Origin of the sequence: Klebsiella sp. Ech2A, assembly GCF_030078455.1 — a bacterium.
GTDB lineage: Bacteria > Pseudomonadota > Gammaproteobacteria > Enterobacterales > Enterobacteriaceae > Klebsiella > Klebsiella terrigena.
The window spans coordinates 1-9,678 of the sequence record NZ_JAQGFU010000172.1; the positions used below are offsets into that span (position 1 = coordinate 1).

At 55.8% G+C, this 9,678-nt stretch carries 12 protein-coding genes; 7 read left to right on the forward strand and 5 right to left on the reverse strand.

Annotated features, from left to right (window positions below):
• The coding region (locus tag PFH44_RS21605) for an FAD-dependent oxidoreductase (protein WP_283826102.1) at nt 1-198 on the reverse strand (198 nt) is incomplete at its 3' end.
• 321 nt (nt 199-519) lie between these two features.
• Between PFH44_RS21605 and PFH44_RS21610 the strand changes: the two genes are divergently transcribed.
• Entirely contained in the window at nt 520-2,052 is a 1,533-nt protein-coding gene (locus tag PFH44_RS21610; protein WP_041146171.1) for a SpoVR family protein, read from the forward strand.
• A gap of 74 nt (nt 2,053-2,126) precedes the next feature.
• Here PFH44_RS21610 and fadR read toward each other — a convergent pair whose 3' ends face one another.
• Nucleotides 2,127-2,846, reverse strand: a complete 720-nt coding sequence (fadR, locus tag PFH44_RS21615; RefSeq protein WP_045859121.1) for a fatty acid metabolism transcriptional regulator FadR — start codon at nt 2,844-2,846, stop codon at nt 2,127-2,129.
• Nucleotides 2,847-3,088: 242 nt separating this feature from the next.
• On the opposite strand from fadR, the gene nhaB reads away from it, so the two are divergent.
• From nhaB to PFH44_RS21630, 3 genes are all read left to right on the forward strand, one after another.
• Entirely contained in the window at nt 3,089-4,639 is a 1,551-nt protein-coding gene (nhaB, locus tag PFH44_RS21620; protein WP_283826103.1) for a sodium/proton antiporter NhaB, read from the forward strand.
• Between the two features lie 138 nt (nt 4,640-4,777).
• On the forward strand, nt 4,778-5,308 hold the full coding sequence (gene dsbB / locus PFH44_RS21625) for a disulfide bond formation protein DsbB (protein WP_041146174.1): 531 nt from the start codon (nt 4,778-4,780) through the stop codon (nt 5,306-5,308).
• Nucleotides 5,309-5,561: 253 nt separating this feature from the next.
• Nucleotides 5,562-5,906 (forward strand): TehB family protein, encoded by a 345-nt coding sequence (locus PFH44_RS21630; RefSeq protein WP_045859126.1) that lies wholly within the window; start codon nt 5,562-5,564, stop codon nt 5,904-5,906.
• 75 nt (nt 5,907-5,981) lie between these two features.
• On the opposite strand, the gene PFH44_RS21635 is transcribed toward PFH44_RS21630, so the two are convergent.
• The 3 genes from PFH44_RS21635 to PFH44_RS21645 form a co-directional block, all read right to left on the reverse strand.
• Complete coding sequence (locus tag PFH44_RS21635; protein ID WP_463671562.1) at nt 5,982-6,428, reverse strand: YcgN family cysteine cluster protein; 447 nt, start codon at nt 6,426-6,428, stop codon at nt 5,982-5,984.
• Nucleotides 6,429-6,521: 93 nt separating this feature from the next.
• Nucleotides 6,522-7,181 carry a fumarylacetoacetate hydrolase family protein gene (locus tag PFH44_RS21640; RefSeq protein ID WP_283826105.1) on the reverse strand — a complete coding sequence of 220 codons (660 nt, stop codon included), beginning with the start codon at nt 7,179-7,181 and terminating at the stop codon, nt 6,522-6,524.
• A gap of 92 nt (nt 7,182-7,273) precedes the next feature.
• The gene (locus PFH44_RS21645) at nt 7,274-7,552 is read right to left on the reverse strand and encodes a YcgL domain-containing protein (protein ID WP_045859130.1); all 279 of its coding nucleotides are present in this window, start codon (nt 7,550-7,552) and stop codon (nt 7,274-7,276) included.
• Between the two features lie 126 nt (nt 7,553-7,678).
• Here PFH44_RS21645 and minC point away from each other — a divergent pair, with 126 nt between their 5' ends.
• From minC to minE, 3 genes are read left to right on the forward strand one after another with little or no spacing between them, the layout of a single operon-like run.
• A complete protein-coding gene (minC, locus tag PFH44_RS21650) occupies nt 7,679-8,377 on the forward strand; it encodes a septum site-determining protein MinC (protein WP_045859131.1) in 699 nt (232 codons plus the stop codon).
• Nucleotides 8,378-8,400: 23 nt separating this feature from the next.
• Nucleotides 8,401-9,213, forward strand: a complete 813-nt coding sequence (minD, locus tag PFH44_RS21655; RefSeq protein ID WP_041146180.1) for a septum site-determining protein MinD — start codon at nt 8,401-8,403, stop codon at nt 9,211-9,213.
• 3 nt (nt 9,214-9,216) lie between these two features.
• Nucleotides 9,217-9,486 carry a cell division topological specificity factor MinE gene (gene minE, locus PFH44_RS21660; RefSeq protein WP_041146181.1) on the forward strand — a complete coding sequence of 90 codons (270 nt, stop codon included), beginning with the start codon at nt 9,217-9,219 and terminating at the stop codon, nt 9,484-9,486.
• Nucleotides 9,487-9,678: the final 192 nt, after the last annotated feature.

Here is a 9,678-nt window from a genome sequence, read left to right on the forward strand (position 1 = left end):
CTTAATGGCCTTCAGCGGCACGCCGGGCGCGGCCCAGGGTGCGGCGTAGCCCGGAGAAATTTGTCCGGCGTTGGCGGCACTGGTCTCTTCCGCCGGCCCCGGCTGTCGGTCGATAACCGTCACCTGATGTCCTGCCTGACTCAAATACCACGCACTAGCTACCCCAACCACCCCACTTCCCAGTATGACGACTCGCATAGCGACTCCGTAATAGTTAAAGAACAATCATCTGATTACAAATTGATAACTCAGTTGAAAATATTATTCAACATACGCTTTATTTATGGTGACTTATCTCACACCGAACCGCACCAGCACTGACCCCGAAGATTTACTATCTCCTGCTGCGCTTCATTTTTCCTCAGAATAAAACTCTGCGTTAAAGGCTAAACCAGGCCTTTAAGATTGCTAAATCGCGAAGAAAAGAAATTGTCCGCAGGCGCAGTTTGCCGAGCCGTGTTCTATGCTTGTTGTGAGGCTCTCCGTATAGAGAGAGTCACCGACAATGAGGGCGCGCTAATGGCTACGATTGATTCCATAAACAGGGACACGACTCGTTTAAGCGATGGACCCGACTGGACTTTTGAACTGCTGGAAACCTACCTCGCCGAGGTTGACCGGGTCGCGAAGCTGTATCGTCTCGACACCTACCCGCATCAGATCGAAGTCATTACTTCCGAGCAGATGATGGATGCCTACTCCAGCGTCGGAATGCCAATCAACTACCCGCACTGGTCGTTCGGTAAGAAATTTATCGAAACCGAGCAGGCGTATAAGCACGGCCAGCAGGGGCTGGCCTACGAAATCGTCATCAACTCTAATCCCTGCATCGCCTACCTGATGGAGGAGAACACCATTACCATGCAGGCGCTGGTGATGGCCCACGCCTGCTACGGGCACAACTCCTTTTTCAAGAATAACTACCTGTTCCGCAGCTGGACCGACGCCAGCTCGATAATCGACTACCTGATCTTCGCCCGCAAATACATCACCGAGTGCGAGGAGCGTTACGGCGTTGATGAGGTGGAGAAACTGCTCGACTCCTGCCACGCGCTGATGAACTACGGCGTCGACCGCTACAAGCGTCCGCAGAAAATTTCGCTGCAGGAGGAGAAGGCGCGGCAGAAAAGCCGGGAAGAGTATCTGCAAAGCCAGGTGAATATGCTGTGGCGCACCCTGCCCAAACGGGAAGAGGAGAAAGCCATCGAAACCGCGCGCCGCTACCCTTCGGAGCCGCAGGAAAACCTGCTCTACTTTATGGAGAAGAACGCCCCGCTGCTGGAGTCATGGCAGCGTGAAATCCTGCGTATCGTGCGTAAGGTGAGCCAGTATTTCTATCCGCAGAAGCAGACTCAGGTGATGAACGAGGGCTGGGCGACCTTCTGGCACTACACGATCCTTAACCACCTGTACGATGAAGGCAAGGTGACGGAACGCTTTATGCTGGAGTTTCTGCACAGCCACACCAACGTTATCTACCAGCCGCCCTATAACAGCCAGTGGTACAACGGGATTAACCCCTACGCGCTGGGCTTTGCCATGTTCCAGGATATTAAGCGCATTTGTCAGTCGCCGACCGAAGAGGACAAATACTGGTTCCCGGACATCGCCGGCTCGGACTGGCTGGAGACGCTGCACTTTGCCATGCGCGACTTCAAGGATGAGAGCTTTATCAGCCAGTTCCTGTCACCGAAAATTATGCGTGATTTCCGCTTCTTTACGGTGCTCGACGACGACCATCACAACTACCTGGAGATTTCGGCCATCCATAACGAGGAGGGGTATCGGGAGATTCGCGCCAAGCTTTCCGCCCAGTACAACCTGAGCAACCTTGAGCCGAATATTCAGGTGTGGAACGTCGACCTTCGCGGCGACCGTTCGCTGACGCTGCGCTACGTGCCGCATAACCGCGTCCCGCTGGATAAGGGCCGCCGTGAGGTGCTCAAGCATGTCCATCGCCTGTGGGGATTCGACATCCTGCTGGAGCAGCAAAATGCCGATGGCAGCATCGAACTGCTGGAGCGCAGCCCGCCGCGGCAAAACGCGCTGTAAATCGCGCGGCGCTAAATCGCACAAAGCAAAACGCCCGGCATAATCGCCGGGCGTTTTTTATCTTACTGCGGGACTTAGCGCATACCGATGACTAAATCACCCGGCAGCGTTTTCTGCATACGATGCCAGATTTCACCGCTCTCATGCCCGTAGCGGCGGACGATCTCGTAAACCTGCTCGTGCTGCCCTTCTTCACAGACTTTAGCCAGCTGGTGATAGAAGCCCAGCGCCAGGCTGCGCGCTTCCGGATTGGCAAAATAGTGACGGCCAATGCGGGTATACAGGCCCTTCATGCCGTTGAGGATCAGGCCGTAGATCGGGTTACCGGAGGCAAAGGCCAGGCCGCGGAAGATGCCGTAGTCGAGATCGGCGAACGCATCGCCGTGGTCTTCCACCTCACGCGCCGCGGCGAGAACCTGCAGGGCGTTTTCAGGATGCTGACGGAAGGCCGTGCGGATAAAGATAGTGGAGATATTGGTCCGCACCGACAGCAGGTTATCGATCAGCTGCGGAACGCTGTCGTGATCGAGGCGCGCCAGCGTTTCGAGAATATTCAGACCCGACGTTTCCCAGAAATTGTTCACCTTCGTCGGTTTGCCGTGCTGTATCGTTAACCAACCGTCACGGGCCAGACGCTGCAGAACCTCGCGTAAGGTCGTACGGGTCACACCAATAAGTTCAGAAAGCTCACGTTCGGCGGGGAGAATGGTGCCCGGGGGAAAGCGGTTATTCCATATACTTTCAATGATGTACTCTTCCGCGAAACCCGCAGGGCTCTGCGCCTTAATGACCATAGTAAGATTTCCATTACACAGCGTTGCAAATTCTACTCATCATACCAGAGCCGCTATGGGGCAGATAGCGCCAGGAGGTAATTAAAAAGGGATCGCCGTTTCATTTTGAGATTTTGCTCTTCGCGTTTGGCAGAGGCCGGGCGCGATGCGAACCAGGTTGCTTCCCCTTTTGCTCAGCTGGTAGTCTTGCCAATCGCAATACGTAAATTCATGTCAATATTTGACGGGGAAGGATGTCTGTCGTGGAAATGTCTTATGGCCGCGCCCTGTGGCGTAATTTTCTTGGCCAGTCTCCGGACTGGTATAAGCTCACCTTAATTGTCTTCTTAATCATTAACCCGCTGGCGTTCTACCTCAATTCGTTCGTCGCCGGCTGGCTGCTGGTTGTTGAGTTTATTTTTACCCTGGCGATGGCGCTCAAATGCTATCCGCTACTGCCCGGTGGCCTGCTGGCTATCGAAGCGGTATTTATCGGGATGACCACCGCGGAGCATATTCGCGATGAGATCGCCGGCAACCTCGAAGTGCTCCTGCTGCTGATATTCATGGTGGCCGGGATCTACTTTATGAAGCAGCTGCTGCTGTTTATCTTTACCCGCCTGCTGCTGGGGATCCGCAGCAAGATGCTGCTGTCGCTGGCCTTTTGCCTGGCGGCGGCGTTCCTCTCCGCCTTCCTCGACGCGTTAACCGTGGTGGCGGTGGTGATTAGCGTCGCGGTGGGATTTTACGGCATCTATCATCGCGTGGCCTCCGCGCGGCCCGACGATCTCGATCTGCTGGACGATAGCCACATCGACCAGCACTATCGCGACGTGCTGGAGCAGTTCCGCGGCTTTTTGCGCAGCCTGATGATGCACGCGGGCGTCGGTACCGCGCTGGGCGGGGTGATGACCATGGTGGGCGAACCGCAAAACCTGATTATCGCCAAAGCGGCCGGGTGGCACTTCGGCGAGTTCTTCTTACGCATGGCGCCGGTGACGCTGCCGGTCATCGTCTGCGGCCTGCTCACCTGCCTGCTGGTGGAGAAGTTCGGCCTGTTTGGCTACGGGGAACCCCTGCCGCCGGCGGTGCGTAAGGTTCTGCAGGATTACGACGATCGCAGCCGCCAGCAGCGCAGCCGTCAGGATCGCCTGCGGCTTATCGCCCAGGGAATTATCGGTATCTGGCTGATTACCGCGCTGGCCCTGCATCTTGGGGAGGTCGGGCTGATCGGTCTGTCGGTGATCGTTCTGGCGACCACCTTCTCCGGCGTGACCGATGAGCACGCTATCGGTAAAGCCTTTACCGAGGCGCTGCCGTTCACCGCGCTGCTGACGGTCTTTTTCGCCGTGGTAGCGGTAATTATCGACCAGCACCTGTTCTCGCCGCTGATCCAGTTCGTGCTGCAGGCGTCGCCGCACGCCCAGCTGTCGCTGTTCTATCTGTTTAACGGCCTGCTGTCATCCATTTCCGATAACGTCTTCGTCGGCACGGTCTATATCAACGAGGCCAAAACCGCGCTCCAGCAGGGCACCATCAGCCTGCCGCAGTTTGAGCTGCTGGCGGTCGCTATCAATACCGGCACCAACCTGCCTTCGGTCGCCACGCCTAACGGCCAGGCGGCATTCCTGTTCCTGCTGACCTCCGCCCTGGCGCCGCTGATCCGTCTCTCCTACGGGCGAATGGTGTGGATGGCGCTGCCTTACACCATCGTGATGACCCTGGTCGGGCTGCTGTGCGTCGAGTTTACGCTGATGCCGGCGACGCAGTGGATGCTCGAAAATGGCTGGCTCGTGACGCCGCAGCTTCCCTGAGCCTGACGCGATATTGACGCATCCGTAACCTACCGGCGGATGTGCAATATTTTTACGTAATATTTTCGGACTAGCTGCTGGCGTCGGTTCGGTTTTCGTTTACACTGCCATGATTTAGCATTTTTCAGGGAAAAGACTATGTTGCGATATTTAAACCAGTGCTCAAGGGGACGCGGAGCCTGGCTCCTGATGGCGTTCACCGCTTTCGCGCTTGAGATGGTGGCGCTGTGGTTCCAGCACGTTATGCTGCTGCAGCCCTGCGTAATGTGTATTTACGAACGCTGTGCGCTATTAGGCATTATGGCCGCCGGTATTGTCGGCGCTATCGCTCCGAAAACGCCGCTGCGCTACGTGGCGCTGGTTATCTGGCTCTACAGCGCGCTGCGGGGGCTGCAGCTGGCGTGGGAACATACCATGATTCAGCTTCACCCTTCTCCGTTCCAGACCTGCGACTTTGCCGCCCGTTTCCCAACGTGGCTGCCGCTGGATAAGTGGCTGCCGCAGATGTTCGTGGCCAGCGGCGACTGTTCCGTGCGTCAGTGGGAGTTCCTGACGCTGGAGATGCCGCAGTGGCTGGTGGGGATCTTTGCCGCCTATCTGGTTGTGGCCGTGCTGGTTCTGATTGCTCAGCCGTTCAAACCGAAAAAACGCGATCTGTTCGGCCGCTAATCCCGCCGCGCCGCTAAGAGTAAAACCTGTCAGAGCAGTCGCTGGCAGGTTTTTTTTGCCTCGCCTCCCAGCAGCTCTCCACGATGCCGAAGGTTCGGGGAGGCCGCAGCTTCTGCCCGACGTTCGTTGAGCGCAGCGGACTCCGGTCGCCGGCACCGCGCCTGTAGGGTATTTTTCTCTCCCGCGAGTTGACGTCAGGCCCCATAAGTTTCATATTAAATACATCTTATTCGCATCCGCTAAGGAGCTCACGATGTCTCACCTGCGTATTCCGGCTAACTGGAAAGTTAAACGCTCCACGCCCTTCTTTACCAAAGAGAACGTACCTGCCGCCCTGCTCACCCACCACAACACCGCTGCCGCCGTTTTCGGCCAGCTCTGCGTGATGGAAGGGACGGTGACTTATTATGGCTTCTCCGACGAACAGGCGACGGAGCCGGAGGTCAAAGTGGTGATTAACGCCGGGCAGTTTGCGACCAGCCCTCCTCAGTACTGGCACCGCATCGAATTAAGCGACGACGCCCAGTTCAATATCAACTTCTGGGTTGAGGATGACGCCGACGGCGAAAACGGGCTGTTCCACAGCAAAAAATCGTAATCCCGCCTGCCGATGGCTGAAAACAGAAAACCCGCCGATGGCGGGTTTTCTGTTTTAGCACTGCGACTGAGAGTTCTACTGCGCCCAGTCAGGCTTGTTTAAAATATGGTCCTGCCAGTCGTTAACGGTGGACTCTTTCACCGCGATATGGCGTACGGAAATACGCTCGCCGTGCATCGCCGCCTTCGAGCCGGTCAGCAGCGGATGCCAGTGCGGCAGCGGCTGGCCTTCCGCCAGCAGGCGATAGGCGCAGGTTGGCGGCAGCCACCCAAAGGTCGGCAGATTGTCCCGCGTAAGCTTGATGCAGTCCGGCTCATACTCGAAGCGCCGTTCATAGTTACGACACTGGCAGGTTTTAATATTTAACTGACGGCAGGCGACGTTAGTAAAATAGATTTCGTCAGTATCCTCATCCATCAGCTTATGCAGGCAGCACTGTCCGCAGCCGTCGCACAGTGATTCCCACTCCGCGTCGGTCATTTGCTCCAGCGTTTTGTGTTGCCAGAAGAGTTGTTCGCTCATAGGGATGTCCGTCATTGCAATTCAGGGTGCACCTTATAACCAGTCTGGCACGCCGATGCAAGTTTTGCCGCCTCTGAAGGCGGCAACAGGAGGTTACAGCACGCGGGTCGACAGGGAGAAACCGTTAAAACCGACTTCGAGCTCGTCGCCGCTGTTCAGCGGGCCGACGCCTTCCGGGGTGCCGGTCAGCACCACGTCGCCGGCCTTCAGCGTAAAGAAGCGCGACATGTAGGCAATCAGCGGCACAATTTTATGGATCATATCGGCAGTCGTGCCCTGCTGGCGGACAGCGCCGTTTACCTTCAGGCTCAGCGCGGTGGTCTGCGGATCGCCGTGGAACTCGGCGGCGGGAATAAAACCGGAAATCGGGCAGGAGTTGTCGAACCCCTTGGCCTTCTCCCACGGCTGGCCGGCTTTTTTCATCTTGCCCTGCAGATCGCGCAGGGTCAGATCCAGCGCCACGCCGTAGCCCGCGATCCCTTTGAGCACGTGCTCTTCGGTCGCCTGGCGCAGCGTGCTGCCAATCAGCACCGCCAGCTCCACTTCGTGATGCACCGACCCCAGCCCCTCAGGAAGCACCAACGGCTGGCGGATATCGCACAACGCCGTCTCAGGTTTAATAAACAGCACCGGTTCTTCCGGCGTCGCACTGCCCATTTCCTTTATGTGGTTTGCATAGTTGCTGCCCACGCAAACGACTTTGCTTACCGGAAAATCCAGTAATGCTCCCTGCCAGTTATGATGTTGGTACATTATTTCCCCTTAGTGGGTGAATCACAGTGATACCCTTTTCCTTCAGGCTGCTCCGGCGCGAACGACGTTCCCCTTCCCGCAGTCTGAATTATTTAAGGATTATTCCCCTGTTCCGCCAGATGCTTCTTGAGTAAATTCTCAGGCGGTGGAGGAATCTGCAGATAATAGCCCTGTTCGCGCAACGCCTGTTTTACTTTTTCCAGGTCAGCGCCAGCCAGTTTTTTACGCCCGTCGAGCGGCAGCAGCATGGTCATTTTCGGCGTGCCGAAGCTGCTCATTAATTCCGGGGGCACGCGTGAGAAATCGTCCTTTTTTTCGACATATAAATAGGTTTGCTCACGTTTAGTACTTCGATAGATCACACAAAACATAGTTTTACTCGGAATTAGACCCGTGGTCACTTGCCTCAATATATGAGTGACTATAACATGCCTTTTAGTCTTCGGAATATCACCGCACTTCGGCAGGTGATAAACAGCAAATTGAGTAAGGCCAGGATGTCAAATACGCCAATCGAACTTAAGGGCAGTAGCTTCACCTTATCTGTCGTTCATTTGCACGACGCAAATCCCGAGGTTATTCGTCAGGCGTTAGAAGACAAAATCGCCCAGGCCCCCGCGTTTTTACGTCACGCCCCGGTCGTTGTGAATATTAGCAGCATCGAAAATGTCGTCGACTGGCGCGCCATGCAGGAAGCCATCGCCACCACCGGTTTACGTATTATCGGCGTGAGCGGCTGCAAGGTCCCGCGGCTGAAAACGGAAATCGACCGCACCGGGATCCCTTTACTGACGGAAGGGAAAGAAAAAATGCCTCGTCAGGCGCCGCCAGAACCGGTTGTCGCCCCGCCAGTTGTTAATCAGATCACAAAAACGCGTTTGATTGACCTGCCGGTACGTTCCGGTCAGCGCATTTATGCACCACACTGTGATCTAATTGTTACAAATCATGTGAGTGCCGGTGCGGAACTTATCGCCGACGGTAATATCCATGTATATGGCACGATGCGAGGTCGCGCACTCGCAGGCGCAGGCGGCGACAGGGAAGCCCAAATATTTTGTTCACACCTCGCGGCGGAGCTGGTGTCCATCGCTGGGGAATACTGGCTGAGTGATAATATCCCGGCCGAATTTTATGGCAAAGCGGCGCGTCTGCGTCTGGGCGATAACGCTTTGACTATTCAACCGTTGAGTTAGTCCCTTTTTAACAAGGAATTTCTATGGCACGCATTATTGTTGTGACTTCGGGTAAAGGGGGCGTTGGCAAGACCACCTCCAGCGCGGCCATCGCTACTGGTTTGGCCCAGAAGGGAAAGAAGACCGTCGTTATCGACTTCGACATTGGCCTGCGTAACCTTGATCTGATCATGGGCTGCGAGCGCCGGGTGGTTTATGACTTCGTTAACGTTATTCAGGGTGACGCCACGCTGAACCAGGCGTTAATTAAAGATAAGCGCACCGAAAACCTCTACATCCTCCCCGCTTCCCAGACGCGTGATAAAGACGCGCTGACCCGCGAAGGCGTAGACAAGGTTCTTGAAGAACTGAAAAAAATGAATTTCGATTTTGTTGTCTGCGATTCCCCTGCAGGCATCGAAACCGGTGCGCTGATGGCGCTGTACTTCGCTGATGAAGCCATCATCACCACTAACCCGGAAGTCTCCTCCGTTCGTGACTCCGACCGCATCCTCGGTATTCTTGCATCCAAATCCCGCCGCGCGGAAAATGGCGAAGAGCCGATTAAAGAGCACCTGCTGCTGACCCGCTACAACCCAGGTCGCGTCAATAAGGGCGACATGCTGAGCATGGAAGACGTGCTGGAGATCCTGCGTATCAATCTGGTAGGCGTGATCCCGGAAGATCAGTCCGTGCTGCGCGCGTCGAACCAGGGTGAGCCGGTTATTCTGGATGATGCATCGGACGCAGGTAAGGCCTATGCCGACACCGTCGAACGTCTGCTCGGAGAAGAACGTCCTTTCCGCTTCATTGAAGAAGAGAAGAAAGGTTTCCTCAAACGCCTGTTCGGAGGATAAATTATGGCATTACTCGACTTTTTTCTCTCGCGGAAAAAGAACACGGCCAACATTGCGAAAGAGCGCCTGCAAATCATCGTTGCGGAGCGTCGTCGCGGCGATGCTGAACCGCATTACCTGCCGCAGCTACGAAAAGATATTCTGGAAGTCATCTGTAAGTACGTGCAGATCGACCCGGAAATGGTCAGCGTGCAGCTGGAGCAGCGAGACGGTGATATTTCGATTCTGGAGTTGAACGTGACTTTACCAGAACCGGAAGAGTCGAAATCCTGACGCTGGATGCGCCCGATAGCCTCGCGCTGTCGGGCCAGTTTGTTGCATAGCCCGGAGATCTCCCGGGCTATTTGCCGTAGCTTAGCGCTGCCGTGACCTAGCGCGGATATTCGCTGAGCAGCGCCCGCAGGCGATCGGCCATCAGTTCGCTACGCCAGCCGGAAATCAGCTCCGGCAGCGCTAAGCTACGGC

Bases quoted from the DNA above. Each gene is read 5' to 3' on its own strand.
- PFH44_RS21610 (WP_041146171.1), top strand. From the start codon at position 520: ATGGCTACGATTGATTCCATAAACAGGGACACGACTCGTTTAAGCGAT.
- fadR (WP_045859121.1), bottom strand. From the start codon at position 2,846: ATGGTCATTAAGGCGCAGAGCCCTGCGGGTTTCGCGGAAGAGTACATC.
- dsbB (WP_041146174.1), top strand. From the start codon at position 4,778: ATGTTGCGATATTTAAACCAGTGCTCAAGGGGACGCGGAGCCTGGCTC.
- PFH44_RS21630 (WP_045859126.1), top strand. From the start codon at position 5,562: ATGTCTCACCTGCGTATTCCGGCTAACTGGAAAGTTAAACGCTCCACG.
- PFH44_RS21635 (WP_463671562.1), bottom strand. From the start codon at position 6,428: ATGAGCGAACAACTCTTCTGGCAACACAAAACGCTGGAGCAAATGACC.
- PFH44_RS21640 (WP_283826105.1), bottom strand. From the start codon at position 7,181: ATGTACCAACATCATAACTGGCAGGGAGCATTACTGGATTTTCCGGTA.
- PFH44_RS21645 (WP_045859130.1), bottom strand. From the start codon at position 7,552: ATGTTTTGTGTGATCTATCGAAGTACTAAACGTGAGCAAACCTATTTA.
- minC (WP_045859131.1), top strand. From the start codon at position 7,679: ATGTCAAATACGCCAATCGAACTTAAGGGCAGTAGCTTCACCTTATCT.
- minD (WP_041146180.1), top strand. From the start codon at position 8,401: ATGGCACGCATTATTGTTGTGACTTCGGGTAAAGGGGGCGTTGGCAAG.
- minE (WP_041146181.1), top strand. From the start codon at position 9,217: ATGGCATTACTCGACTTTTTTCTCTCGCGGAAAAAGAACACGGCCAAC.